This is a genomic window from Exiguobacterium sp. s138, from assembly GCF_018618775.1.
Lineage (GTDB): Bacteria > Bacillota > Bacilli > Exiguobacteriales > Exiguobacteriaceae > Exiguobacterium_A > Exiguobacterium_A artemiae.
Genome location: NZ_JACSMW010000001.1, coordinates 173,139 through 198,979, shown reverse-complemented (window position 1 = coordinate 198,979; position 25,841 = coordinate 173,139). Strand labels below are relative to the sequence as shown.

At 46.4% G+C, this 25,841-nt stretch carries 24 protein-coding genes; 4 read left to right on the top strand and 20 right to left on the bottom strand.

Features of this window, described 5'->3' with window-relative positions; all coding sequences use genetic code 11:
• Positions 1 to 59 precede the first annotated feature (59 nt).
• The 3 genes from KNP91_RS01010 (at position 60) to KNP91_RS01000 (ending at position 4,009) form a co-directional block, all read left to right on the top strand.
• Positions 60 to 1,604 (top strand): Ppx/GppA family phosphatase, encoded by a 1,545-nt coding sequence (locus KNP91_RS01010; protein ID WP_214848215.1) that lies wholly within the window; start codon positions 60 to 62, stop codon positions 1,602 to 1,604.
• The gene (locus KNP91_RS01005) at positions 1,601 to 3,760 is read left to right on the top strand and encodes an RNA degradosome polyphosphate kinase (protein ID WP_214765932.1); all 2,160 of its coding nucleotides are present in this window, start codon (positions 1,601 to 1,603) and stop codon (positions 3,758 to 3,760) included. Before KNP91_RS01010 ends, KNP91_RS01005 begins: the two co-directional genes overlap by 4 nt.
• 75 nt (positions 3,761 to 3,835) lie before the next feature.
• The gene (locus tag KNP91_RS01000) at positions 3,836 to 4,009 is read left to right on the top strand and encodes a XapX domain-containing protein (protein WP_012369749.1); all 174 of its coding nucleotides are present in this window, start codon (positions 3,836 to 3,838) and stop codon (positions 4,007 to 4,009) included.
• A 69-nt stretch (positions 4,010 to 4,078) separates the two neighbouring features.
• On the opposite strand, the gene KNP91_RS00995 is transcribed toward KNP91_RS01000, so the two are convergent.
• The 8 genes from KNP91_RS00995 to KNP91_RS00960 form a co-directional block, all read right to left on the bottom strand.
• The gene (locus tag KNP91_RS00995) at positions 4,079 to 4,261 is read right to left on the bottom strand and encodes a FeoB-associated Cys-rich membrane protein (RefSeq protein WP_012369748.1); all 183 of its coding nucleotides are present in this window, start codon (positions 4,259 to 4,261) and stop codon (positions 4,079 to 4,081) included.
• Positions 4,262 to 4,276: 15 nt separating this feature from the next.
• The gene (gene feoB, locus KNP91_RS00990; RefSeq protein ID WP_214848212.1) at positions 4,277 to 6,259 is read right to left on the bottom strand and encodes a ferrous iron transport protein B; all 1,983 of its coding nucleotides are present in this window, start codon (positions 6,257 to 6,259) and stop codon (positions 4,277 to 4,279) included.
• Positions 6,256 to 6,492 (bottom strand): FeoA family protein, encoded by a 237-nt coding sequence (locus KNP91_RS00985; protein ID WP_026828966.1) that lies wholly within the window; start codon positions 6,490 to 6,492, stop codon positions 6,256 to 6,258. The genes feoB and KNP91_RS00985 overlap by 4 nt, the downstream gene beginning before the upstream one ends.
• 112 nt (positions 6,493 to 6,604) lie before the next feature.
• Positions 6,605 to 7,231 carry a hypothetical protein gene (locus KNP91_RS00980; RefSeq protein ID WP_012369745.1) on the bottom strand — a complete coding sequence of 209 codons (627 nt, stop codon included), beginning with the start codon at positions 7,229 to 7,231 and terminating at the stop codon, positions 6,605 to 6,607.
• A gap of 20 nt (positions 7,232 to 7,251) precedes the next feature.
• Positions 7,252 to 8,151, bottom strand: coding sequence for a deoxyribonuclease IV (locus KNP91_RS00975; protein ID WP_131503965.1), 900 nt, complete (start codon positions 8,149 to 8,151; stop codon positions 7,252 to 7,254).
• Positions 8,152 to 8,296: 145 nt separating this feature from the next.
• Positions 8,297 to 9,649, bottom strand: coding sequence for a DEAD/DEAH box helicase (locus tag KNP91_RS00970; RefSeq protein ID WP_012369743.1), 1,353 nt, complete (start codon positions 9,647 to 9,649; stop codon positions 8,297 to 8,299).
• Positions 9,650 to 9,718: 69 nt separating this feature from the next.
• Entirely contained in the window at positions 9,719 to 10,672 is a 954-nt protein-coding gene (locus tag KNP91_RS00965) for a sugar ABC transporter substrate-binding protein (protein ID WP_012369742.1), read from the bottom strand.
• On the bottom strand, positions 10,669 to 12,432 hold the full coding sequence (locus KNP91_RS00960; RefSeq protein WP_214765938.1) for a sensor histidine kinase: 1,764 nt from the start codon (positions 12,430 to 12,432) through the stop codon (positions 10,669 to 10,671). The genes KNP91_RS00965 and KNP91_RS00960 overlap by 4 nt, the downstream gene beginning before the upstream one ends.
• Positions 12,433 to 12,576: 144 nt before the next feature.
• On the opposite strand from KNP91_RS00960, the gene KNP91_RS00955 reads away from it, so the two are divergent.
• Positions 12,577 to 13,524, top strand: a complete 948-nt coding sequence (locus KNP91_RS00955) for a 4-hydroxy-3-methylbut-2-enyl diphosphate reductase (RefSeq protein WP_131503963.1) — start codon at positions 12,577 to 12,579, stop codon at positions 13,522 to 13,524.
• A 41-nt stretch (positions 13,525 to 13,565) separates the two neighbouring features.
• Here KNP91_RS00955 and KNP91_RS00950 read toward each other — a convergent pair whose 3' ends face one another.
• The 12 genes from KNP91_RS00950 to KNP91_RS00895 form a co-directional block, all read right to left on the bottom strand.
• Positions 13,566 to 14,681 carry a Nif3-like dinuclear metal center hexameric protein gene (locus tag KNP91_RS00950; RefSeq protein WP_214848208.1) on the bottom strand — a complete coding sequence of 372 codons (1,116 nt, stop codon included), beginning with the start codon at positions 14,679 to 14,681 and terminating at the stop codon, positions 13,566 to 13,568.
• The gene (locus tag KNP91_RS00945) at positions 14,681 to 15,397 is read right to left on the bottom strand and encodes a tRNA (adenine(22)-N(1))-methyltransferase (protein WP_012369738.1); all 717 of its coding nucleotides are present in this window, start codon (positions 15,395 to 15,397) and stop codon (positions 14,681 to 14,683) included. Before KNP91_RS00945 ends, KNP91_RS00950 begins: the two co-directional genes overlap by 1 nt.
• 130 nt (positions 15,398 to 15,527) lie before the next feature.
• A complete protein-coding gene (gene cccA, locus KNP91_RS00940) occupies positions 15,528 to 15,869 on the bottom strand; it encodes a cytochrome c550 (protein WP_012369737.1) in 342 nt (113 codons plus the stop codon).
• Positions 15,870 to 16,022: 153 nt separating this feature from the next.
• A complete protein-coding gene (gene rpoD / locus KNP91_RS00935) occupies positions 16,023 to 17,108 on the bottom strand; it encodes an RNA polymerase sigma factor RpoD (protein ID WP_012369736.1) in 1,086 nt (361 codons plus the stop codon).
• A gap of 34 nt (positions 17,109 to 17,142) precedes the next feature.
• A complete protein-coding gene (dnaG, locus tag KNP91_RS00930) occupies positions 17,143 to 18,936 on the bottom strand; it encodes a DNA primase (RefSeq protein ID WP_214848206.1) in 1,794 nt (597 codons plus the stop codon).
• A gap of 137 nt (positions 18,937 to 19,073) precedes the next feature.
• Positions 19,074 to 19,883, bottom strand: a complete 810-nt coding sequence (locus KNP91_RS00925; RefSeq protein ID WP_012369734.1) for a pyruvate, water dikinase regulatory protein — start codon at positions 19,881 to 19,883, stop codon at positions 19,074 to 19,076.
• 14 nt (positions 19,884 to 19,897) lie between these two features.
• A complete protein-coding gene (gene ccpN / locus KNP91_RS00920) occupies positions 19,898 to 20,527 on the bottom strand; it encodes a transcriptional regulator CcpN (RefSeq protein WP_026828978.1) in 630 nt (209 codons plus the stop codon).
• A gap of 19 nt (positions 20,528 to 20,546) precedes the next feature.
• The gene (glyS, locus tag KNP91_RS00915) at positions 20,547 to 22,607 is read right to left on the bottom strand and encodes a glycine--tRNA ligase subunit beta (RefSeq protein WP_214848202.1); all 2,061 of its coding nucleotides are present in this window, start codon (positions 22,605 to 22,607) and stop codon (positions 20,547 to 20,549) included.
• Complete coding sequence (gene glyQ, locus KNP91_RS00910; RefSeq protein ID WP_012369731.1) at positions 22,600 to 23,490, bottom strand: glycine--tRNA ligase subunit alpha; 891 nt, start codon at positions 23,488 to 23,490, stop codon at positions 22,600 to 22,602. The genes glyS and glyQ overlap by 8 nt, the downstream gene beginning before the upstream one ends.
• Positions 23,491 to 23,776: 286 nt before the next feature.
• Positions 23,777 to 24,526 carry a DNA repair protein RecO gene (recO, locus tag KNP91_RS00905; RefSeq protein ID WP_012369730.1) on the bottom strand — a complete coding sequence of 250 codons (750 nt, stop codon included), beginning with the start codon at positions 24,524 to 24,526 and terminating at the stop codon, positions 23,777 to 23,779.
• Between the two features lie 3 nt (positions 24,527 to 24,529).
• Positions 24,530 to 25,438 carry a GTPase Era gene (gene era, locus KNP91_RS00900; protein WP_012369729.1) on the bottom strand — a complete coding sequence of 303 codons (909 nt, stop codon included), beginning with the start codon at positions 25,436 to 25,438 and terminating at the stop codon, positions 24,530 to 24,532.
• On the bottom strand, positions 25,431 to 25,829 hold the full coding sequence (locus KNP91_RS00895; RefSeq protein ID WP_012369728.1) for a cytidine deaminase: 399 nt from the start codon (positions 25,827 to 25,829) through the stop codon (positions 25,431 to 25,433). The genes era and KNP91_RS00895 overlap by 8 nt, the downstream gene beginning before the upstream one ends.
• Between the last annotated feature and the right edge of the window lie 12 nt (positions 25,830 to 25,841).

The following is a 25,841-nucleotide window of genomic DNA, read 5'->3' as shown; positions in this document are numbered from 1 at the left end:
TTTCAGAATCCCCGATTCGGGAAAAGATGGATTGAGTACTCAAAGGGGGCGGTTTTGTTTTGAAAAATGAGTTAGCAGTCATCGATATCGGTTCCAACTCGATCCGGTATGTCATTTTCCATCCAATCGATTCCGGTCGATATATTGAAAAAATCAACGTCAAGGTCGTCGCTCGACTCTCCGCTCATATTGATGCGGAAGGTGCTCTCGATTCTGTCGGAATCCGCTTGCTCTGTGAAACACTGCAGCGTTTTCACGAAATCGGTATTACGCATCATGTCGAAGAAACGATTTGTGTGGCGACAGCCGCGATCCGGAATGCAAGTAACCGGCAGGACATCGTTCATGCTGTCGAACAGGAGACACCCTTTACGATGCGGGTGCTGTCCGATGAGCAGGAAGCTTATTACGGCTATTTCGCCATCATCAACTCTACTTTCCTAACCGACGGGTATTCTGTCGACATCGGTGGCGGCTCCATGGAAGTCACGTTAATTGAGAACCGGGAAATGATTGCCTATCACAGTTTTCCTTTTGGTGCGGTCACACTGACGCGGCAATTCCTTTCCGGAGAGACCATGACATTTGGTGAACAAAAGAAGCTGATTAAATTCTTGCGGGAACAATTCGATGAAATTCCATGGTTGAAAAACAAAAAACTTCCTTTAATCGGTGTCGGCGGATCGGCTCGAAACTTTGTCCGCATTCATCAATCTACACTCGACTATCCTCTGCATGGTATCCACCAATACCAAGTCCGATCGAAAGAGTTGGGGAAATTGATTGATGAGCTCAAAGACAAAGCCCCTAAACAGTTAATGAAAGTCGAAGGATTATCTAAGGACCGGGTTGACATCTTCTTACCTGCATTAATCGCAATTCATGAACTGGCACTACATATCGAGGCAGAACAGTTCGTGATGAGTAATTACGGGTTACGGGAAGGCCTTGTCTACGAATATGATTTACACGAACAGGAACAGCGGCGGATCGAGAATGTACGCGAAGAAAGTCTGTACCAGCTGGAAAGTGATTACAAAGTCAACCGTGACCGGATGAACTATCTCGGAACGATCGCTAAATCAATTTACCGGCAACTGGTCACACTCGATATCATTCCGAACCGGGCGGCTGACTTACGATTACTCGATTCCGCCAGCCGCTTACTTTACTGCGGACAGTACATCAATCCGGATACCCGTTCCAACCAAACATTTTACCTTTTGACCAACACCGATTTAAAAGGAATGACGCATAAAGACCGGTTAGCTCTGGCACTCGTCAGTTCCTATTCTTCTTCGAAACGGATGCAGCAACTCTTAAAACCGTTTAAGGACTGGTTTACGGATAAATCAATCGAACGGTTTGACTTACTCGGATCAATTCTCAAACTGACAGAAGCACTTGATGTGACAGAACGCCGCGCCGTCGACAGTCTTGAAATCGCACTTGAAAAAGACAAAAAAGATCTTCGGATCATTCTCGATACCGGTGATCATGATTATGGTTTCGAAGTCGAAAAAGCAGAAAAACAAAAAAAACATCTGGAGCGTATCATTGACCGGTCCATTCAGTTTGACAATAAAGGAGGCGGCCTTACGTGAAGATAGACTCCCCTGAGTTTTTTAACAACCGGGAAATCAGCTGGTTACAATTTAATGAACGTGTCTTAGGCGAAGTGACCGATACACGAAATCCCTTGATGGAACGATTTAAGTTTTTAGGTATCTTCAGTTCCAATTTGGATGAATTTTATATGGTTCGTGTCGGTGGATTAAAGGATGAGGTACTGGCAGGATTCAATAAACCGGAAAATAAACAACAGCTGACACCGAAACAACAGTTACGTGCCATCGCGACGAAAACAAAAGAGCTTGTCGATCAACAATACGAAGCCTTTAAAGATGTCACTCAAGCATTAAAGGCCGAAGGTATCTCTTTTCTGAAGCATGACGAGTTAAATGAAATGCAGTCAGAATATGTCAAAGCCTTTTTCAGAGAACAGGTTTTTCCGGTTCTGACGCCGGTCGCCGTCGATGCGTATCGACCATTCCCGATGCTGTCTTCCAAATCATTGAATATCGCAACGGCTCTCGAAGCGGAAGACGGTTCCAAACGGAATCTGGCGCTTGTTCAGGTTCCGGCCGTCCTCCCGCGTTTCGTCGATTTACCCGTCGATGATGAAGAAACAACCGCTGTGATCTTACTCGAAGATGTCATCATTTCCTTTATCGATTCTTTGTTCAAAGGATATCACGTCCTGTCTGCGATGCCGTTTCGAATTACACGGAACGCGGATTTACCATTCCATGAAGAAGGAACGCATGATTTATTGAAGTTGATTGAAAAAGAATTGAAGAAACGGCGCTGGGGAGTCGGAATCCGGCTTGAGATCCAGAAGAATGCCATCAATACGAACTTGCTCAATATGTTACGTGATGTCCTCGACCTACAGGACCGGGACATCTATGCTGTCGATGGTCCGATCGATTTGACATTCGCTTTCGCTTTTTACAGCCAGATCGGTGTCGAGTATGACCATTTGATTTATCAGACAATCATGCCTGTCGAACCGCCGGCACTGGAGAAGTCCAAAAACCTATTTGATCAAATTCTGCAACAGGATTATTTGTTGCACCACCCTTACCATACGTTTGATCCAATCGTCCGCCTGATTGTTCAAGCCGCCAATGATCCCAATGTCTTGGCAATCAAACAAACGCTGTACCGCGTATCAGGAGATTCTCCGATTATTAAAGCATTGAAGACTGCTGCAGAAAACGGGAAACAGGTCACTGTCCTCGTCGAATTGAAAGCACGGTTTGACGAAGCCAAAAATATCGAGTGGGCGAAACAGTTGGAAAAAGCAGGTGCTCACGTCATTTACGGTTATAGCGATTTAAAGACCCATTCCAAAATCACATTAATCGTCCGATTACAGGAAGGCCGGATTCAGCGGTTCGTCCATCTCGGAACAGGTAATTACAATGACTCTACGGCTAAACTGTACACTGATATCGGTCTTTTGACGGCAAAGGAACAAATTGCAGAAGATGCGACAAATTTCTTTAACTGGTTATCCGGTTATGGGGAGCAACCTGAATGGAATGCCCTTCATACGTCACCGAACTCGATGCTCGAGAAATTTTTATCCTTGATTGATGAAGAAATCAAATATCATAAAAAACACGGTAACGGTCGAATCGTTGCTAAAATGAACAGTTTGACGGAAAAAGACATTATCGTGAAACTGTATCAAGCATCTCGGGCCGGGGTCAGAATTGAATTGATTGTACGTGGCGTCTGTTGCCTTCGTCCTCAAATCAAAGGCGTCTCGGAAAATATCCGGGTCACGTCCGTTGTCGATCGTTATTTGGAACATTCCCGTATCTTTTACTTCCATCATAACGGCGATGATTTGATTTATTGTTCCAGTGCCGACTGGATGACACGCAATATGCGGAAACGGATTGAAATCCTTTTCCCAATCGCGGATGAAGAACAGAAAAACTATATCAAGGATTGTTTGGCATTAACGATGGCGGACAACGTCAAAGCACGGGAACAAGACGACTCCGGTAACTATCATTACGTAACAAAAGGTAAACAGGAATGTGAATCACAAATTCTCATTCAGCTTTATACGAATGGGAAGCTAAAAGCAAAACCGTCCTTTGAACATCCGCTTGAGCAAAAATGGACACCGGTCGAACGTGCGGAAGAAAAGATCACCTTTGACCCGACTACTAGTAAAAAATAATCGTTGTTTAACGTCAGACATCTTCATATAATAATCTTGTAAGCGTTTTTTCATATGAAGAAAGGACTGGACCTCATGCTTCAACAAATTTTATTATCATTGCTAGCTGGTATCATCTGTGGTGTTGTCTTTACCGCTCTTAAATTACCAATCCCCGCTCCACCTGTTTTTCCGGCGATCGTCGGGATTTTTGGTGTCTTTCTCGGAATGAAGGTATTTTTATTCCTTGCGGATCGTTGGCCGTTTTAATGAATGGATTTATCTGATATCTATAAAAAGAGCGTTTTCCTTCTCGGCAAGAGAAGAAAAACGCTTTTTTTATTTCTTTAATGCTTCGGCAATGACTTTGTCCCAATTGACATCATCGCATGCGGTTTGACACGTCGGTTCCACTTCACACGTCGCACATTTGCCTTTTTTCGCTTTTTTCGTGAAACGGATTAATGAGAAACCGGCATATCCAAAGACAAGCAGACCAATTAAAATATCAATTCCATGCATCCTGCTTTCCTCCCTTTATGAAAACCCGAGTACGTGCCCCGTTTGATAAATCAAAAATGAAATACCGTAAGCAACAAATAAGCCATACAGACTGGCAATCCACGTCCATTTTGCGCTGCCGACTTCCCGACGGATGACGGCTACCGTCGCAAGACACGGTACATAAAGCAAAACGAATGCCATAAAACTATAGGCACTGAGCGGTGTGAACTGACCGGCCAACTGCCGGCCGAGTTCCGATTCGTTGACGGCATAAATAATCGCCATCGTCGAAACCACTACTTCTTTTGCCAGGAACCCTGTAATCAAAGCAGCTCCTGCCTGCCATGTTCCGAATCCAAGCGGAATCAGTAACATAGCAATCAGACCACCGATCATCGCAAGAAAGCTGTCATTCATATTAACGTTAAAACCACCCGGACCGGTATAAGCGAGCAACCAGATGACGACTGATCCTCCAAAAATGAATGTTCCTGCTTTACGGACAAATCCTTTTCCTTTTTGCCACGTGCTGCGCCATAGTGTCAATCCTTGCGGCACACGGTACGGCGGTTGTTCCACTAAAAACAAGCTGGTCGCTTCTTCAGCTGCCAGAACCTTCGAAAATACTTTTGCTGCAAGCAAGGCTAAAACGATTCCCAGAATATAAAGTGACAAAACAATCATCGCTTGATTACTTGCAAAAAAACTTCCGGCGAACACGGCATAAATCGGCAAACGAGCCGAACATGACATGAACGGTGAAATGAATATCGTCACGAGTCGTTCACGTTCTTCTTCTACAGACCGTGCTGCCATGATACCGGGAACATTACACCCGAATCCAATGATCATCGGGATAAAACTTTTCCCGTTCAATCCGACCATCTGCATGAAACGGTCCATGACGATGGCGACACGCGCCATGTAGCCCGAGTCTTCCAAAAACGAGATAAAGAAAAACAGAACAAAGATTTGCGGAACGAAGACCAGGACACCCCCGACACCTGCGATGACACCATCAATCAACAAGTCCTGAATGAATCCGGATGCACCAAGTTGTGTCAGAACAAAGACGACTCCCGTCGAAATCGGTCCTTCGATAAACGCTCCCAATAAATCAGAGAGCGGGGCCCCCATCCAGTTAAATGTCACATGAAACAGCACGTATAGAACAGCAAAGAAAATCGGCAATCCGAGAATCGGATGGGTGACGACGGCGTCAATCCGGTCCGTCCATGTCTTACGGTCTGATTTCTCTTCGACGACCGAACCGGCACGAATCGCAACGGCCCAGTTTCGCCGACACTCTGTAATATGAGCATGGATGAATCGCCCAAGCTGACGTTCCAGTTCTTTTCGCACTTCGATGATTCGAGGGGATTTCTTCTCCAAATATTCTACGAAGACACGATTTCCCGCTAAATACTGAACAGCCATCCAGCGTTCCTGTTCTTGTAAATCGGCGATTTCGATGATCGCCGTAATCGCCTGTTCCGTTTTCTGTCCGTAATCAATTCGTAACGGCGTATATTTTTTTGCCGCTTCAGGAATCGATGACAGCAAAACTTCACAGCCGTCTCCCGTCCGCGCGACAATCGGAAACACATCGACACCGAGTTCCTTCGCTAGTGCTTCAGCATCAATCGTCGTACCGCGAGTACGGGCGACATCCATCATATTCAGCCCGATTTGAATCGGCTTTCCAATTTCCAAAAGTTGAGCCGTCAATTGCAAATTCCGTTCCAACTGTGACGCATCAATGATGTTGATCATGCCGTCAAACGACTCTTCCATCAAGAAACGTGCCACGACGGCTTCATCTGCAGATAACGGATCTAAGTCATAGACACCGGGCAAATCAATCAATTGTCCACGGTTTCCATGTAATTTCCCGACTTTTTTATCGACCGTCACACCGGACCAGTTTCCGACATGGGCATATGACCCGGTCAAACGGTTAAACAAGGAGGTTTTACCGGTATTCGGATTTCCGAGTAATGCGATTTTTTGTGTCATGGTAAGAACACCCCGATGTTTTTCGCATCACTTTTGCGAATCGCAATCATTTGGTGATGGTCCCGTTGTTCTATTGTCAAAGGACCCTGAAAGCTAGCTCGTCTTCTGACGACGACGGGACATCCTTCATAAAATCCGAGAGCAAGCAGTCGTCTCCGGAGTCGGTCTTCTATTTTATTTAAATCTGTCATCACTACAGGTTTACCAATCGGAATCATTGCTAAATCAGTCATGCCTTTTCCCCCAGTTACTCCATTTTCACTGATAATAATTATCAGTCTTGATTATATCATGGAGACGCTCTCTAAAAAACAGTAAGCACCTCAGGAAAACCCACTGAGGCACTTACTGTTCAGGTAAGGCATGATCTGACGTTGCGGCAACGTCTTCCCTTTTTTCAATTCCTTGATGCGCGAGCCGATGACACGTCGGGCAAAGTGTCTTGAAGTGTCCGTGATACTCATGCCATTCGAGAATCGATCGTTGTGTGTTTCCACACATCTCACAACACGCCTTTAGCGGCTCAAGATGATTTCGCTCGCGAAAACGTTCCATCCGGCGATTTTTTGCTTGATCAATCGTTGTCACATCTGATTCAAAATGACCGGCTTGCCAGGCTTCCACCAACCGTTGTCTGACTTTAAGGTCCGTTTGTCCGGGATTTACCTGTAATCCCGCTAAAGGCGATCCTAACAGTGGATGTCGTAAATCCACGCTGATTAAATCCAGGCAGGCATACGTGCGTTCTTGTTCATCCGCTTCTGTTAACCAATGAGGATCTGCCGGTCGTGTTGTGTATTCACTGAACAAAACTTCGGCATACGCAACGATTCCATTTTTCGTCGCCAAAAAGACTTCTTCCCCTTCTGCTAGCTCCGCCGGTAAATAAAACGGTTCTTTCGTTTCGTAATATAAGACGACCGCTTGACGTAAGGCAAATTCAGATTCTTCAATGACTAATAGATGGCACACGCGGCAGACACCTCTCTCGTTTAAATGGATGTACCGATCAGCGGCAAACGCCACTCGGCATCAAAGTTTCCGGAACGTAACATGGCAATCTCTTCACGATACGGTGCGACTTTTTTTTTCGGATCCAGTCCGATATAAGGTGTTTCGAGAATTTTTGGTAAGTGTGCTAAATCTCGGTGATGGACAATCCGATGCAACGGATCAAAACCGATTTCACCAAACCCGATATTTTCGTGGCGGTCTTTTTTAGCGCCGCGGATATTTTTCGAGTCGTTGACATGAATCACACCGAGACGATTGATGCCAACAATCCGGTCAAATGATTCCAAGACTCCGTCGAGGTCATGGATCAGGTCATAACCGGCATCATGGACGTGACACGTATCGAGACAGACGGACAGACGGTCGTTGTGCGTGACACCCGCAATGATTGCTGCAATTTCTTCGAACGTCTTCCCGATTTCTGAACCTTTTCCGGCCATCGTCTCAAGAGCGATTTTGACTTTTTCGTCTCCCGTTAATACTTCATTGAGGCCTTCAATGATTCGTTTGATTCCGACTTCTTCTCCGGCACCTACGTGTGCGCCGGGGTGCAACACGATATGTTTTGCTTTTTCGAGTGCTTCCGCCCGTCGGATTTCTTCTCCTAAAAACGAAACGGCCAATTCAAACGTTTCCGGCTTCGTCGTATTACCTAAATTGATGATATATGGTGCATGGACGACGATTTCTTCAATCCCGTTTTCTTCCATGTGCAGTAAGGCTTCCGGAATCCGCAAATCCGAGATAGGTTTCCGTCGTGTATTTTGAGGTGCTCCTGTATAGACCATCATAGTTGTTGCGCCGTAAGAGGCTGCTTCTTCACTCGCACCGAGTAACATTTTTTTGCCTGAAAGCGATACATGTGAACCGATTTTCATTAAAAATTCCACCCTTCTTCTGCTTCTAGTGTACCAAATGTCGAAAAAAACAAGAACCTTTAGCGATACTAAAAAACAAAGTCCACGAATGACATCGCAGACTTTGTTCAAACCGTTCAGCTTCAACTTGAACGCCGAAAACGGATTATTTGTTTTTACTTGCGTTTGCTTTACGTTCAGCGCGTCCGATTCCACGTTGTTCCTTGATCCGTTCGCGTTTTGCTGTTTCTTTCAGTTTATATTGGTGTTTCTTTTTGTAGCCTGGTTTGACACGTTTTTTCGCTTTTGCCGCTTCACCGGATAAACGGCTGTGGGCTGTTTTCGAAACGGCTGTCTTCATGTGTGGTTTAGCACGACGGCGTTCTTTCACTTCGCTGACTTGACCACTCTTGACATCAACGTTGATGAACTCGATGCCGCGGTCTTCGAGACGGTTGATCGAACCATTTTCGTGATCTTCAAATAAAGTGTAAGCCAATCCGTCCTGATCGACACGACCCGTCCGACCGACACGGTGAACGTAGAAGTCGAGATCTTTCGGAATCCCGTGGTTGATGACGTGGGAAACGCCTGAGATATCGATACCACGAGCAGCGAGATCCGTTACGATGACGTACTGATATTTCGCTTCGTTGATTTCTTTGATGGCTTGTTTCCGACGGCGGGCCGGTAAGTCACCATGAAGCGAACCGACGTTGAGTCCCGCTTCAAGGAAGAGAGCTTCGAGTTCGATTGCTTCCGTTTTTGTGTTCGTAAAGACGAGACAGATATACGGATTAAGAGCTTTCGCCAGTTTCAACGTCAAATCAGAACGATCGCGGTGTTTGACCGGAACCGTATGATGAACGATTTTTTTCGCCGTCTGTTGTTTTGGATCGACGTGTGCATAACGCGGATTGTTCATGTACTTTTTCAGGAACGGTTGCAGTTTTTCCGGAATCGTCGCAGAGAAGACCATCATCTGTAACTTCTCAGGAAGTGCTTGAGCAATCCGGTCGACTTCCGGCAAGAATCCCATATCAAGCATCTGATCCGCTTCATCGATGATGTAGTGTTTGACGAAGTGTGGTTTCAAAGCTTGCTCTTTAAAGAGATCCAAAATTCGTCCCGGTGTTCCGATGACGATTTGCGGTGAGACTTTGACACGGCCGATTTGACGTTCACGGTCCATGCCGCCTGTGATCAGGCTTGTCTTGATGTAATCCGGTTGTTTGACGAGGATCGATTTCAATTCCTCGTGAATTTGCCAAGCCAGTTCGCGCGTTGGCGCAACGATGATGGCTTGCATTTCCTGAAGCTCCGGATTGACATTTTGGACGATCGGCAAGAGGAACGATAATGTTTTCCCTGTCCCTGTCTGTGATTGTCCAATGATATCCCGCCCTTTGAGCGCTGCCGGAATGATCCGGGATTGAATATCGGTTGGTTTTTTAATACGTGCGTCTTCGAGTGCTTCGACGACGAACGGGTGCAAATCGAAATGGCTGAATCCATTCATATTTGTCACCATCCTTTCTCTACTCTTTAACAATTAAAGGCGAATCGTCCGCCTTCACCATCTATTTCTTTAGTTCAACATGGGTATTGGTCTACTACCGTCATACAAATATGAATACGTATAGAAACGATCGGGAATTTTTTTGTTTTTCGTATGAAGCTTCAACGCGCTGAAGGCGACTTTCATCATCTCTTCAGCGGACTGGACGACTGTTGCGTCCATCGATTTCATGTCAACAGCTTCTAATATAGCACGATTCCCATCGATTCCGACAACTATTTTTCCGGAAATCTTTGCTTTTTTCAATGCTTCGAGGACACCCATCGCAATATCGTCATTGTGACAGTAGACTGCATCAAACGGAATTCCGGAGTCAATTACTTGCCGCATGACACGTTCGGATGTGACCGGATCGTAGTTTCCGCTGACCGAATCGACGATGGAAAGTGTCGGCTCATTTTCGATTCCTTTCAAGAATCCCCGGTGTCGTTCGTTTGTCGTATAGACATTTGCCGTACCTGTAATTTCAACGATACGCCCCGTTGATCGACCGGTCTGCTTAATCAACTCATTCTTAATATAGGAAGCCAGTTGTTCTCCGATCATTTGATTATTGGAGGTAATCGAACTGACGACCGCATCCGAGCGAATCATGCGATCGATCGCAAATACAGGAATCCCTGCTTTCTTGGCTTCTTCAATCGCACTTCCGATATAAACATCATCGAGTGTCGTGATGAAGATGGCATCGACCTTCAAATGAACGAACTCTAAAATCTGTTCCCGTTCACTGATTCGGGAATTTTGTGACGTCGCTACTAGTGCTTCATATTTATTTGCTTTCGCTTCCGCTTTAAAGGCATTGATCAACCGCTGTGCAAATTCATGTTTGTCGTTAACAATCGTAAATCCGACGATATTCCGTTTAGGACTGGTTTCCTTTTGGACAAATAGATTGGAAATGACGAGGACGGATGCAATCCAAATGATTAAGACCAACAACCAGGACTTATTGAACCTCATGCCTGCTCCTCCCGTCTCGGGAAAAAGAGTTGTACGGTCGTACCGACGCCCATCTTGCTGTCGACTTCGATTCGCCCGTTATGCTGACGGACGATTTGATTGGACATGAACAACCCTAACCCATTGCCATTAATCTTCGACGTATTGAACGCCTGACCGAGCATCTGAATCTGATATTCGTCCATTCCGACACCATTATCCTGGACGATAAACACAAACTGATCCGGATAGACATGAAGGTGAACGTGACAAATTCCGTCCGTTCCTTTTGATTCGACGGCATCCAGTGCGTTTCCGATACAATTCGATAACACTTGCAACAATCCGTTTTCCGAAGCATACAACGGCGGCATATGTGCCGGTGTATAAATCTTACAGTCCGCTTCGTAAGGGTGCGATTTCGATTCGAGGATAAACGTTAACTTTTCCATCATTTTTTTCATATCAATCTGTGCCATCGCCAGCGTCGTTTTATCATTTTTGGATAAATCGAGCATCGTCTGGATCAACTGATTGGCCCGGTCCAGTTCGGACAAGGCGATATCCATCATATCCGGATTATTTTGTTTTTCTTCCGACAGCAGTTGCAACGCCATCTTGACCGGTGTCAACGGGTTGCGGATTTCATGCGCAATTCCTGCGGCCAGTTGTCCGAGTGAGGCCAGTTTCTCCTGATGTAAGATAACCTGTTGCTGACTCAACTGTTCAACCCGCGCATGTTCCATCCGTTGCGCATACTCGTTGTAGGCGGAAACCAACGTCTTGATTTCATTGGAACCGGATCGCTCCAAAGTGATCGGTTGAGGCGTAGTACTTTTTTCGATTTTTTGAACAAGTTCCAATAGAGGTGCGGTCAGTTGACGGGATATCAAATACCCGACAATCAGACTCAGGACCAGCGTGAGTGCCGCAATGACCAAATATTGTTGCCGCGTCGTATACACCGGTTCATAAAAGACACTCCGAGGTGTCCGTACTAATATCTTCCAATCCGTCACTTTCAAATCACGTGCGAAATAGTACATATCTTTATTCGTACTAAAGATTTCGTATGGCTTTGTACTTTTAAAAGCCCGGTCAACCACACTTTGACTCAACAGACGCTCTTGATCGGTCACAAGATTTTTCGAGGTTGCGAGCGGCTCTCCCTGACTGTTGAATAAATAAGCCATCGTATCATCATCAAATGATTCCAGTGAGTTGCGGAAAACGATGGAATTCATGAGACTGAGTCCGCCGCCGAAGACCCCGACCCGCTCATTGCCGTTTCGAACAGAAACATACATATACGTCAGAGAATCGTTCGCTATGTCATACCGCGGACTCATATGAAAATCCGTGCTCGTCAAAGCTTGTAAAAAAGAATCATCCCGGCGAATATCCGCATCCGGAATACGCCGGTCTTCACTCGAAAACCAGGTGATTTTATCCGTTTTACGGTCATAATAAAAGAAACTCTTAAATCCGGTATCGATATCCAGCAAATTCGTATCACGGATGGCTCGATCAAGATTGTCCATATTCGTGACATTTAATTGAAGGCTCATAATTTTTTCATGTAAGTTCCCGACGCTGTCTCGTAATGCATTACTTGAGACTTCGACACTTTTTTCACTCTGTTTTTCTGTCTGCTGTTCGACTCGCGAAATCGTGACACGGTCTGCTGTAAAGGCAAGTGCCGAGATGACAAGACAAATAAGAATAAATAAAACAGCCGTGATTTGGAAAAAATAGGACCGCATCATCTTTTTCGTCTCCATCTTTTCACCCCTCCCTTATTTCTAGACAACTCAATTAGTATATCATGATATTCTCTTTCGGCAGACTCCTCTATTTTCATTCAACTTGAATCAATGGTACACTCTAAATAATCATTCTTTCCATACAAAAGGAGAATTTAGACTATGCTTGTTAAAAAAATCAGTCCCCGTGGTTATTGTTACGGTGTTGTTGATGCAATGAAGCTTGCTCAACAAGCTGCACTAAACGATAACTTGCCACGACCAATTCATATCCTGGGCATGATTGTCCATAATGCACACGTCACGCGTGAATTCGAACGGATGGGTGTGTTGACCGTAGACGGTCCCGACCGCTTGGAAGCACTCGAAACCATCAAAGAAGGAACCGTCATCTTTACAGCACACGGGATTTCGCCGGCTGTCTATGCCCGCGCTGCCGAGAAAAAACTGACTGTCGTCGATGCGACGTGTCCGGACGTCACCCGGACACATGACTTGATCCGCACTGTCGTCGCGGATGATTATGAAGTCATTTATGTCGGCAAACACGGTCACCCGGAACCGGAAGGCGCCGTTGGTGTCGCACCGGAACATGTTCACTTGATTGAAAAAGTCGAAGACATCGAAGCGTTGCCGGCTCACCTGGCCGACAAAAAAATCATCGTGACGAACCAAACGACGATGAGCCAATGGGACGTTCAGGCATTAATGGAACACGTCCGTAAAAAGTATCCGCACGTCGAAGTACACAATGAAATTTGTAATGCGACGCAAGTCCGGCAGGAAGCTGTTGCCGAACAAGCCGGTGATTGCGATCTCGTCATCGTCGTCGGCGATCCGCGTTCCAACAACTCGAATCGCTTGGCACAAGTTTCATTCGATATTGCCGCAACGCCGGCTCACCGGATCGGTGATTTAACGGAACTCGATCTATCGTGGCTCGACGGAGTCAACCAGGTCGGTGTAACGTCTGGTGCTTCAACGCCGACGCCAATCACTAAAAAAGTCATCGACTTCTTACAACAGTATGATCCTGCCGATATCAGCACACATGATAAGACGCCATTCCTCGAACTGCGCCGTATCTTACCAAAAGTTAAAATTCTTTAAAAAAAGATTCCCGACCGTATTTGACGGTCGGGAATCTTTTTTCATAGGAATTGAAACGGATTTGTATTCGTCTCTGACACAAACAATTCGACACCTTTGATGTTCTGTTTTTCAAACCGTTCTGTCAGCAGGTCAACGACACCCTGTTTCATGACCGACTCGACATGGTGGCCGGGATCAACTACGGCAAGCCCGAGTGCCATTGCATCGTGTGCGACATGGAAATATAAATCACCCGTCACCAATACATCTGCTCCGGCAAAGGCTGCCGTCGAAACATATTTATTGCCGTCTCCTCCTAATACTGCCACTTTTTGAACCAATCGATTCTCATCCCCGACAAACCGTAAGTTCTCGACGCCAAAAGCTAATCGTACCTGCTCGGCAAACGTCTTCAACGGAACAGCTTCTTCTAACCGACCAATCCGTCCGAGTCCGAGAGACGGAGCTGTAAGCTCTTGACGTATCACGTCATACGCAACTTCCTCGTACGGATGAGCTTGTTTCATTGCCCGAATGACCTGCTTTTGGTTTAATTCCGTGACAATCGTTTCAATCCGCACTTCTTTGACATGTTCCAGTTGGCCCGGTTGTCCTACATACGGATTCGCTTCCGCCGTTGCTTTAAATTGTCCGGTTCCCGTCGTATGGAACTGACAATCGCTGTATGCTCCGATATGGCCTGCTCCTGCTCGCCCTAACGCTTTCGAGACCTCTTCCACGGCAGATTCAGGAACGAAGACAACGAGTTTATAGAGGGTGTTTTCGAATGACGGAACGAGAACCGTTGTATCCGTGAGTCCTAATGCCGTTGCCATCAGATCATTCACGCCGCCTTGTGTGACATCCAGGTTTGTATGGGCGGCGTAGACAGCGATGTCGTGTTTGATACATTTCATGACGATACGACCCGCTGCTGATTGATCTGTCACTTTTGGTAATTTGCTAAAAATCGGCGGATGATGGGCAATGATCAAATCGATTTGTTTTTCAATTGCTTCGTCCACGACAGATTCAAGCACATCTAACGTAACAAGGACCCGCTTGACCTTTTTGTTAAGTGTTCCAATTTGTAAGCCAATCGGATCGCCTTCAAAGGCAAATTTTTTCGGCGCAAATGTCTCAAATTGTTCGATGACTTGTTGACCGTTTGCCATCAGTTCGTCACCTCTTTCATTTTTTCAATCAGCCGTTCGATGTTCGCCATTTTCTCCTGTAAGACGTCCGAATCATTTCCGCGTTGCATCTGTTCCAAGATGTATTGCCGCTTTTGCTGTTCCGTCTGCCACTTTTCAATAAATGCCGGTGCTTTTTCCCGTGTCAATTGCGGACCAAAATACAATTCCCAGTCCCGCTGTTCGCTATCGTCCGAATATAAAGATTCTTCTCCTTTTTCTGCGACAAGAATTTCATAAATTTTCTCATTTTCTTTAACAATTGCTTCCGAAAGCAGAGCATAGCCGTTCGCGAGCAACCATTTCCGTACATCGACCGCATCAACATTCGGTTGGAGAATCAGCCGTTCTTCTCCGGATAAGTGATTTTTACCTTCTTCCAAAATCGAAGCAATCAACGTACCGCCCATTCCGGCAATCGTTACCGCCGTCACTTCTCCCGGTGTCAAGACCGTCAGACCACTCCCAAGGCGGACATCGATTTTATCTTCCAATTGGACAAGCGCAACCTGTCCTTGCGCCGCTTCCATCGGTCCGACGTTGACTTCACCGGCAATCGCGCGTTCAATCAAGTTTTGTTGGAGACAGTAGCAAGGCACAAAAGCATGATCGGATCCGATGTCCGCGAGTACCGCCCCTTGTGGAATATAAGATACAACCTTTTGTAAACGTTGATCGAGTATGACGTTCGTTTGCATGTCTTTCATCCTTCCTGATTCATGTTCTCATTTAAAAATAGCGGACTTGGCGAAAAAAAGAAACCGTCGACTTGATTAAAATCACCACAAAAAAACATCCATCTCGGAGAAGAGACGGATGTTGATTCGCTTATTTCTTTGCAGCAAGCCATTTTGCTAAAGCAGCGGCTTCTTCGTCGTTCGCAAGACCGCCAGGCATTTGCCCTTTACCGTTCATAGCGATTTCTTTAATTTCTTCTTCTTTCAGCTTCGAACCGATCTTTGTTAAGTTCGGACCGACTCCACCTTCAAGATTTCCACCGTGGCATCCGGTACATCCTTTAGATGCAAACAGATCTTCCGGCTTCATTTCAGCTGTTGATGGACCTTTTTCAGCTTGTTTTACCTGATCGACCCCAAAGTATGACAATGAAATCATGGCGATGATGGCGATGATCGCAATCGATGCGAACGGTACTAACGGATTACGCATTTGGATTCCCCCCCATATTCTATACCCAACCAAGTTGGTGACTGAATGGTATTCCCCGTTACTATTCTACTGTAAAAAAAACAGAGAAGGAAGAAAAAAACAAAACTTTTTCTCCCTTCTCACTAAAATTTCATATTTTCTTCACACTTTGAATTAATCGAGGAAATCTTTTAGACGTTTTGAACGACTTGGATGACGTAATTTCCGTAACGCTTTCGCCTCAATCTGACGAATCCGTTCACGTGTAACGCCAAATACTTTCCCGACTTCTTCAAGTGTCCGCGTCCGACCATCGTCTAGACCAAAACGAAGGCGCAAGACATTTTCTTCACGGTCCGTCAACGTATCGAGGACATCTTCAAGCTGTTCTTTTAACAACTCATACGCAGCCGCATCTTGAGGAGCTGTCGCATCTTGGTCTTCGATGAAGTCTCCGAGATGTGAATCGTCCTCTTCCCCGATTGGTGTCTCGAGCGATACCGGTTCTTGTGCAATCTTCAAAATCTCGCGTACTTTTTCCGGTGTGATTTCCATTTCTTTCGAAATCTCTTCCGGAGTCGGTTCACGTCCTAAATCCTGAAGTAACTGACGTTGGACACGGATCAGTTTGTTGATCGTTTCAACCATATGAACCGGAATCCGGATCGTCCGTGCTTGGTCGGCAATTGCACGTGTGATTGCCTGACGAATCCACCAGGTCGCATACGTCGAGAATTTATAGCCTTTTGTATAGTCAAACTTTTCAACTGCTTTGATCAGTCCCATGTTTCCTTCTTGGATCAAATCAAGGAACAGCATGCCGCGACCGACATAACGCTTCGCAATCGAAACGACAAGGCGTAAGTTCGCTTCCGCTAAACGCTTCTTGGCTTCTTCATCATTCTGTTCGATTCGTTTTGCGAGTTCGACTTCATCTTCTGCATTCAACAGATCGACACGGCCGATTTCTTTCAAGTACATCCGGACCGGGTCATTAATTTTGACGCCCGGTGGGACCGAAAGATCGTTTAAATCCGCTTCTTCCTTGTCATCACCCGTTCCGTCATTGTTGACCTTGATGCCTTCAGTTTCGAGCAGTTGAAGGAATTCTTCGAATTGTTGTGCATCCATCGATTCAAACGAACTGAGTTTATCCTCGATTTTTTGATGCGATAGTTCACCATTCTTGTGTCCGAGCGCGATTAGTTCATCCTTCGCGAGACGGAGTATTTCTGCTTCTGATCTTGCTTTTTCTGCCATCGAACCATACACTCCTTCCACATCATGCAACAGGTCATCGATCTTTCAAACGCCGTTTCCGTTCGATGATCGCCTGCATTAGCTCCGCTTGAGCACGGATATCTGTTTGTTGACTTAACTGTGACTTTTCTTCGTCCAGCGTCCGTCGTTGTCGTTCATTTTGAACGGCACGAATATAATGACTCAATAAATCCGGATCGTATTCCGGCATTAACATAAACTCTAGATCCGCCACGATCCGCTGAAGCGATGCATCGTGGAGCATCGTCAGGAAACGATCGGGATCCGCTGGGGCGTTTGTTCCGTAAAATTCATATAGTTTCCCTGCAATCAACTGATGAGCCGGATCATTAAACGCCACACCAAGCTGATCACGTACCTCAAGACCCACTTCCTCGGAACGAATCATATAAGCAAGCAGAAAACGTTCAGCTCGTTTCCAATTCGAGAAGGTCCGGTCTTGAGGAGAAGAGGTCACGACTTGCGTCTCTTGCCGCCGCTCTTGTTTCGGTTTAGCTTGTTGCAGTTGCAACGGCTTAACTTGCGACAACAGGGATTCTTTCGACAAGTGAAACTCTTCCGCCAGTTTCCCTAAATAGATATCGCGTAACAATGGATTGGACGTTCGACCAATCTCCTCAAGCATAGTTTCAATATAACGGACCCGTTCTCCTTCTAATCGAAGGTTTTTTCCTTGGCGAAAATAAAAAGATTTGAATTCAAGGCTTGAAATCCGTTCCTGCTCGATGACACGAAGAAAGGTCTCTTCCGATTGTGCGCCGATAAAAGAATCGGGGTCTTCTCCATCCGGAAGACGAATCACAGAACAATCGACCGCAACATCCTCTAATAAGCGTAATGCTTTTAGTGTCGCGGCACGTCCCGCTTTGTCTCCGTCATAACAAACTATGACTTCATCGACGATTCTCCCTAAATTTTGAGCATGTACAGGAGTCAGTGCCGTCCCGAGAGAAGCTACCGTATAGGGTATACCCGCTTGAGCGACACGTACAACATCTAAATTCCCTTCCACCAACACAACTTGCTTATTTTTTCGCATGGCACCACGCGCCTGTGCGAAACCAAACAGCAATTCGCTTTTATTAAAAAGAGGGGTTTCCGCTGTATTGACATATTTCGGGTCTCTTCCGTCAATGGAGCGACCACTGAATCCAACAATCGTGCCATCACGATCTGAAATTGGAAATACGACCCGTCCGTTGAATCGATCGCGGTAATCGCCATCTCTGCCTATAGAAATCAGTCCTGCTTCGACCATCTCATCCAAGTCGAAGTTACGCCGTGCCAATGAATCCACCGTAAACCGGCCTTGATCCGGTGCGTAACCGAGTTTAAACTCCCGCATCGCGGATTCTTGGATGCCCCGCTGTTCAAGGTATTCTCTTCCGGCGTCACCAGCGGCTGTCTGCAACATGACTTCATGGTACAGATCCGCCACAATCCGGTGCGCTTCCCGCATTCGGTATTTCTTTTCCTGATCGGGTGTTGACTCCGTTTGATCAGACCGTTCAAATTCCGGTAACTTGATGTCTGTTCGATCCGCCAGCTTGACGACCGCTTCCGGAAAACTCATCCCTTCCGTCTCCATGACAAAAGTAATGGCGTTTCCACCCGCTCCACATCCGAAACAATAATACATGCCTTTATCCGGAGAAACAGAAAAAGAAGGGGATTTTTCAGAGTGAAATGGGCATAACCCTGAATAACGATTCCCTTGTTTTTTTAATTCTACACGTTCTGATATCAATTCAACGATATCCGTTGCTTGTCGGACTTGGTCAACCAATTCGTCAGGAAGCCGTTTCAATTGGTCACCTCTCCTTTCGAACGTTTATATACATATACCCGCAATGAAACGGAACGAATACTCGTTCCGTTTCATTAGAAAATTTGCATCATCTCATTAAGCAGCTAGATTAGTATACTACGTGAAACCATACTTTACTAGTCATGTGATTTGCCGGAAATTCCTGTCAAAATGAGATTCGCCGTTTCCTCAACCGCTTTGTTCGTCACATCGATGACTTGACAGCCGATCCGGTCATACAGTTTTTTCGCATAATCGAGTTCACGGTTGATTCGATCCATCTGTGCGTACGCCGCTTCCGGTTTCAGTCCAAGCGACCGCAGCCGTTCCATCCGGATATCAATCAACTTCTCTGGAGAAATCAATAATCCAAAACATTTTTCTTTTGGAATATCAAACAGTTCTTCCGGTGGAATCGATTCCGGAACGAGCGGTACATTCGCCACTTTATACCGTTTCAGCGCCAAGTACTGAGAGAGCGGGGTCTTCGAGGTGCGTGATACACCAATCAGAACGATATCCGCCCGTTTGATGCCGCGCGGATCGCGACCGTCATCATATTTCACGGCAAATTCAACGGCTTCAATTTTCCGGAAATACTCTTCATCCAACCGATAAATCAGTCCCGGTTCTTCTTTCGGTTGCATCCCGAGACGCCCCTCCATCGTATCCAGTAACGGTCCGAGTAAATCGATTGCCTTAACTTGATGCGCTTGTGCTGTTTCCGCAAGAAGCCGGCGATGGGTGGCATGAACGATCGTGTAGACGATTGTCGCCTGCTCTTCTTTTGCATGTAACACTAAATCGTAAATGACCTGATCGTCGTCCACGAATGGAATCCGGACCGTTTCAATCGCTTGCTCCGGAAACTGGATCGCTGCTGCCCGCACGACCAGTTCACACGTCTCACCGACCGAGTCACTCACTACATAAATACGTTGTCTCATCTGCGAACCTCCTCTTAAAGTTCTTCATCTCGTGCCAACGCGACCAATACTTTCGTCATGTTCGTCTTTGTCATCCGTCCGACGACTTTTAAGATCCCGTCGACCTGTTCGACGACCGGCATGGAATCGATCTGTTTTTCGATGAGTTTCATCCCTGCTCCAATCAACGTCTCTGATTTCTCACAAACCGTCAGATTCGGCATCCGTGTCATGATGATGTTAACCGGTAACGAGTCCAACTCCTGATTCCCGATTGCCGCCCGTAAAAAATCTTTACGTGACAGGACACCGACTAACGCATGATCTTTTCCGACGACGAACAACGAACCGACGTCTTCGAGGAACAAATGGACGATCGCATCATAAACCGTCATCCCTTCATGAATGACTTTCGCAGAAGACATGAATTCGCCAACGGTCAACGTATCCAATTTTTCATGTAACATGGAGGTATTTTTTTTACCGACATACATATAACCGACGCGTGGACGTGCTTCCAGCATTCCAGTCATCGTCAAAATGGATAAGTCCGGACGCAGGGTCGCCCGTGTCAAGGAGAGTTCAGATGCAATCTGCTCTCCTGTGATCGGACCGTTTTCTTTGACGATTTGGAGTATTTTTTTCTGCCGTTCATTTAACTTCATCGGCTCATCCGTCCTTTATTCACACTAAAGTGAGTGCATTGAATCGTGCGACTTGTTCGATTGCCGTCGCAAATCGTTTCATCTCGCTGAGACGATTCGTGCGAACTGCTTCGTCATCCGCCATGATCATCGTTCCGTCAAAATAAGCCGTGATGGCCGGAACACTCGATTCAAGGACTTGAATCGCCTGGTCATAGTCAGAAGCTTGTACAGCGGCTTCGACTTTCGGAATCAGTTGCTCGATTTGTTCATGCAAGTCACGTTCGGCATCATTTTCAAAGAGCGCCGGGTTTACTGCAACAACCGTTTCGGCTTTTTTCGAGATGTTTAAGACACGGCTGAGTTGCTCCACGGTCTTCTTAAAGGTTGGTTGTTGTGTGGCCTGTTCAAGCATCGATGCCCGTTTTTCATTGGCTTCGACCGTAAGCTTCGGATCAAGAGCCGCTTCGATGACATCATGACGATATCCTTTTTCCGACAGGCGGAACTTCAAACGCTGATTAAAGAAGTCTTCCATTGCTGCTTTAACTGTTTCTGCATCTGCTTGATAAAGACCTGCTTTTAATTGAGCAGATACGACGAAATCAATCAGCTCCGACAACGTCATCTCAATCTGACGGTCCGAAAGAATCTGAACGATTCCTTGTGCCTGGCGGCGTAAGGCATACGGATCAGCAGAACCGCTTGGAATCATACCGACACCGAAGAAGCCGGCCACACTGTCCATTTTGTCAAGAACGGCTAATACCGTACCGGTTGGTGTGCTTGGACTTTCATCTCCGGCAAAGCGCGGTAAGTAGTGTTCCCGGATTGCTGCCGCGACTTCAACGTCTTCGCCTTTCATGTTGGCGTAACGTTCGCCCATCATCCCTTGCAGTTCTGTAAATTCATATACCATCTGGCTGACAAGATCGAATTTATAAATCGTTCCCGCCCGCTCGACTTTCGTCGAATTGGCATTAAATCGTTCCGCCAACTGTAAAGCCATCTCACGCACACGACGAACTTTTTCACCTGTCGTTCCAAGTTTTTCATGGAAGACGATTTTATCAAGTCGCGCTGCCTGGGCATCGATGTCGGCTTTTTTATCTTCTTCATAGAAGAACTGGGCATCGGCAAGACGTGCCCGGATGACTTTCTCATTTCCGCGGGCCACATTCTCGATATGTGTCGCATTCCCGTTACGGACCGTAACGAAATAATGGAGTAACGTCCCGTCTTTTTTAACCGGGAAGTAACGCTGGTGTTCCTTCATCGTCGTAATGAGGACTTCTTCCGGAAGTTCGAGATAAGCTTCGTCAAATGCTCCGAATAATGCTGTCGGGTATTCGACGAGATTCGTGACTTCTTCAAGCAACGCCGGATCAATCGGGACTTCAAAGCCTTCTTGTTCACTGAGCTGTTGAATTTGCTCTTCAATCAGCTGACGACGCTGTTCATAACTGGCGATGACATGTTCTCCCGCCAGCGCTTCGACGTAGGCGTTCGGTCGTAAAATCGTAATATCCTGTCCGAGGAAACGGTGTCCGCGTGACGTCCGCCCGGTTGCCACATCTGCCACTTCAAACGGAATTACTTGATCGTCCAGTAAAGCGATCATCCAACGAATCGGACGCATGTAGCGTAACGATTGTGTGCTCCAACGCATGTTTTTCGGGAACGACATCGCTTCGACGATTTGTTTCAATCCCGGCAGAAGTGTTGCCGTTTCTTGTCCCGACTCTTTGCGGGTCGCGAAGATATACTCCACACCCTTCTCTTCTTGAAGGAACAGATCATTCGTTGTCAAACCTTTACCGCGCGCAAATCCTTGTGCGGCTTTTGTCCAGTTGCCGTCTTCATCCTGAGCAATCCGCTTCGCCGGTCCTTTGAGCGTCTCTTCTAAGTCCGTCTGACGTTCAGACATTCCGGTTACGAGAACGGCTAAACGACGTGGAGTTGAAAACGACTCAATCGTATCAAACGTAATGCGTGCTTCATTTAAAAATGTCGTCACACGTTCTTTTAATTGTGTCTCGGATTGTAAGACAAAACGGGCCGGCATTTCTTCAAGACCGATTTCAAGTAATAACTCATGCATGCGATTCACCAGCTTTCGATTTAATCAATGGGAAGCCTAGACGTTCCCGTTCTTCGATGAAGCTTTGCGCACAACGGCGCGACATGTTCCGGACGCGGTGAATGAACCCAGTCCGTTCCGTAACGGAAATCGCTCCTTTGGCATCCAGCAGATTAAACGTATGAGAACATTTTAAGATGTAGTCATACGCTGGGAAGACCAGGTTCTCATCGAGTGCCCGGTTCGCTTCTTTTTCATACTGATCGAACAATGTGAACAAGAGATCGACATCCGATGTCTCAAACGTGTACTTCGAATGTTCGAATTCCGGTTGATAGAAAATATCCCCGTATTTAAAGCCGTCTGTCCAAACCAAATCAAAGACACTTTCGACATCCTGGATATACGACGCGAGGCGTTCGATTCCGTATGTGATTTCAACGGCAATCGGATTACATTCAATCCCACCGACTTGTTGGAAGTATGTGAACTGTGTAATTTCCATTCCGTTTAACCAGACTTCCCATCCGAGTCCGGCTGCACCGAACGTCGGGTTTTCCCAGTTGTCTTCAACGAAACGAATATCATGTTCAAGCGGATTAATCCCGAGCAGTTCAAGACTTTGTAAGTACAGCTCCTGAATGTTGTCCGGCGACGGCTTCATGATGACTTGGAACTGGTGATGTTGATACAAACGGTTCGGGTTTTCCCCGTAACGTCCATCCGCCGGACGGCGTGATGGTTCTGTATAACAGACGTTCCATGGTTCTGGTCCAAGACTCCGTAAAAATGTCATCGGATTCATTGTTCCGGCACCTTTCTCGACGTCATAGGCCTGCATCGTCAAGCACCCTTGCTCAGCCCAAAATTTTTGCAGTGTTAAGATCATTTCCTGTACTGTCATCTTCAAGACTTCCACCTCCAAATTTATGCGGGAACGCAAAAACGTCCCTATGTACAACAAGGTTGTACATAGGGACGAGACGAGCCCGCGGTTCCACCCTACTTGCATGCGTCCGCATGCCACTCTTTGACCAGGAACACTCAAAAATGCCGTTCACACCTGCTTCATTTCCGGCTCGCACTATCCCGAAATCGCTTGACTGAACATCAGGTGTTACTCCTTTTTCTCATCGTGTTCGTTTAGTTAGTTCTTCCGCACTTATTCTACCGAACGTACGGCGTATCTGTCAATCGTCTCCAAGATTCAGCAATTGATCGAGAACCCGTTTTGAACGGAGGCGGAGTCCGCTGTACCGTTCCATGTAGGCATCCATGATTTGACGCAACAAACGTTTCGTCTCCGGCTTCACATCGACTGTCCCGATCCGGGAAAAATCATACACAGAAAAAACATACAGCATCTTGGCCACGGATTCCGTCAAAGAAACAGCATGTTCATCTTCCTGACGGTGTCGTCTGCAAAGCAAACCACCGTGGTTCAATGAGAAGGCGAACGGTGCTTCCACACTGCCGCAAACCGTACAGCCGTTTAAGTGCGGTGCGATTCCCAGATGACGCAGTAAGCGGAGTTCCACTATAAAGGACACGACATCCGGATCGAGCCCTTCATCCATTGCCTCAAGACCATCGACGAACAAATCATACAGTGCCGGTTGCGGCACCCGTTCATCAAGTGCTTTGTCCGCCAGTTCAAGGAGGTACATCGCATAAGCCATCAAAAAGACGTCCTGACGAATCTTTGAATACCCTGTGATGACATCTGCTGATTTCAATTGACCGAGACCCCGCGAACGCGGGTAGACATAAATCGCTCGGACGAACGGCTGGCTCGCTGCGTTAAAACGGCTGCCGGGTTTTTTAGCACCACGGGCCATGACGGCGAGCTTGCCATATTCACGCGTTAACAGTGTAATGATTTTATTCGATTCACCATACACGACCGTCCGTAAAACAAGCCCTTCCGCCTTATCAATCATCGCTTAATACTCGTCGTCGCGGAATCCAAGTTCACGCAATTGACCGGCTTTATTGCGCCAGTCTTTTTGAACTTTCACCCACAGGTTCAAGTAAACTTTCGTTCCGAGTAACATCTCGATATCCGTCCGGGCTTCTGAACCGATTTCTTTTAACAGGGCACCGCGTTTTCCGATGATGATTCCTTTTTGTGAATCCCGTTCGATCAAAATGGTTGCGTGAATATCGACCATATTGCCATCTTCACGTGTCTTGATTTGATCAATCGCGACAGCAATCGAGTGCGGTACTTCGTCACGTGTCTTTTGCAGGACTTTCTCCCGAATCATTTCTGAAATGATGAAACGTTCCGGGTGATCAGTGATCTGATCCGCCGGATAATACATCGGACCTTCCGGTAAAATCTTCGAGATTTCTTGTAGCAATGGTTCGACGTTATTACCTTGAAGAGCAGAAATCGGAACGACTGCTGCGAAGTTCAATTCATTTTGATACGATTCGATGATCGGCGGAATATCATTCGGATGAATCAAGTCGACCTTGTTCATGACAAGGATGATCGGTGTATCCAAATCCTTTAACTTCTCAATGATGAATTCGTCGCCTTTTCCTTTCGGCTCCGTCACATTGATCATAAAGAGAATCGCGTCGACTTCGCGTAACGCATTCGTCGCGACTTTCATCATGAAGTCTCCGAGTTTATGTTTCGGTTTATGAATTCCCGGTGTATCGATGAAAATCGTTTGCACGTCATCTGTCGTATAGACACCCTGAATCTTATTCCGTGTCGTTTGTGGCTTATCCGACATGATGGCGATTTTTTGTCCGATGACTCGGTTTAAGAACGTCGATTTCCCAACGTTTGGACGACCGATAATCGAAACGAATCCTGATTTAAATCCTTCTTTAAACATGAAGATCTCCCTTCGTAAATGCACCCGGTAAGAGCGCACCAACCGTCGTTTCCGTGACGTCACCCGTCAGGTTCGTCAAGTAAACCGGCATATCCGCGTCACACATTTCAAACAATACTTGACGGCATTGGCCGCACGGTGCGACAGGTCCTTCTGTATCGGCTACGACAGCCATCGCTGCGTACTCCCGTGCATCTTGTGCCCACGCTGAGAAGATTGCTGTCCGCTCAGCACAGTTGCAAAGACCATATGCTGCATTTTCGATATTACAGCCATGGAAAACCTGTCCGTCTTTCGTGAGCAGAGCTGCTCCGACTTGGAACTTTGAATATGGAACATACGCTTTTTCGCGTGCGATTTTAGCTTGTTCGAGTAATTGTTCTGTTTTCATGTCATTTTTCCC

Coding starts and splice junctions, on each gene's coding strand:
- KNP91_RS01000 (WP_012369749.1), top strand. CDS start 3,836: ATGCTTCAACAAATTTTATTATCATTGCTAGCTGGTATCATCTGTGGT.
- KNP91_RS00995 (WP_012369748.1), bottom strand. CDS start 4,261: ATGCATGGAATTGATATTTTAATTGGTCTGCTTGTCTTTGGATATGCC.
- feoB (WP_214848212.1), bottom strand. CDS start 6,259: ATGACACAAAAAATCGCATTACTCGGAAATCCGAATACCGGTAAAACC.
- KNP91_RS00985 (WP_026828966.1), bottom strand. CDS start 6,492: ATGACTGATTTAGCAATGATTCCGATTGGTAAACCTGTAGTGATGACA.
- KNP91_RS00975 (WP_131503965.1), bottom strand. CDS start 8,151: ATGAAAATCGGTTCACATGTATCGCTTTCAGGCAAAAAAATGTTACTC.
- KNP91_RS00970 (WP_012369743.1), bottom strand. CDS start 9,649: ATGAATGGATTCAGCCATTTCGATTTGCACCCGTTCGTCGTCGAAGCA.
- KNP91_RS00965 (WP_012369742.1), bottom strand. CDS start 10,672: ATGAGGTTCAATAAGTCCTGGTTGTTGGTCTTAATCATTTGGATTGCA.
- KNP91_RS00960 (WP_214765938.1), bottom strand. CDS start 12,432: ATGGAGACGAAAAAGATGATGCGGTCCTATTTTTTCCAAATCACGGCT.
- KNP91_RS00955 (WP_131503963.1), top strand. CDS start 12,577: ATGCTTGTTAAAAAAATCAGTCCCCGTGGTTATTGTTACGGTGTTGTT.
- KNP91_RS00950 (WP_214848208.1), bottom strand. CDS start 14,681: ATGGCAAACGGTCAACAAGTCATCGAACAATTTGAGACATTTGCGCCG.
- KNP91_RS00945 (WP_012369738.1), bottom strand. CDS start 15,397: ATGCAAACGAACGTCATACTCGATCAACGTTTACAAAAGGTTGTATCT.
- cccA (WP_012369737.1), bottom strand. CDS start 15,869: ATGCGTAATCCGTTAGTACCGTTCGCATCGATTGCGATCATCGCCATC.
- rpoD (WP_012369736.1), bottom strand. CDS start 17,108: ATGGCAGAAAAAGCAAGATCAGAAGCAGAAATACTCCGTCTCGCGAAG.
- KNP91_RS00925 (WP_012369734.1), bottom strand. CDS start 19,883: ATGAGACAACGTATTTATGTAGTGAGTGACTCGGTCGGTGAGACGTGT.
- ccpN (WP_026828978.1), bottom strand. CDS start 20,527: ATGAAGTTAAATGAACGGCAGAAAAAAATACTCCAAATCGTCAAAGAA.
- glyS (WP_214848202.1), bottom strand. CDS start 22,607: ATGCATGAGTTATTACTTGAAATCGGTCTTGAAGAAATGCCGGCCCGT.
- glyQ (WP_012369731.1), bottom strand. CDS start 23,490: ATGACAGTACAGGAAATGATCTTAACACTGCAAAAATTTTGGGCTGAG.
- recO (WP_012369730.1), bottom strand. CDS start 24,526: ATGATTGATAAGGCGGAAGGGCTTGTTTTACGGACGGTCGTGTATGGT.
- era (WP_012369729.1), bottom strand. CDS start 25,438: ATGTTTAAAGAAGGATTTAAATCAGGATTCGTTTCGATTATCGGTCGT.
- KNP91_RS00895 (WP_012369728.1), bottom strand. CDS start 25,829: ATGAAAACAGAACAATTACTCGAACAAGCTAAAATCGCACGCGAAAAA.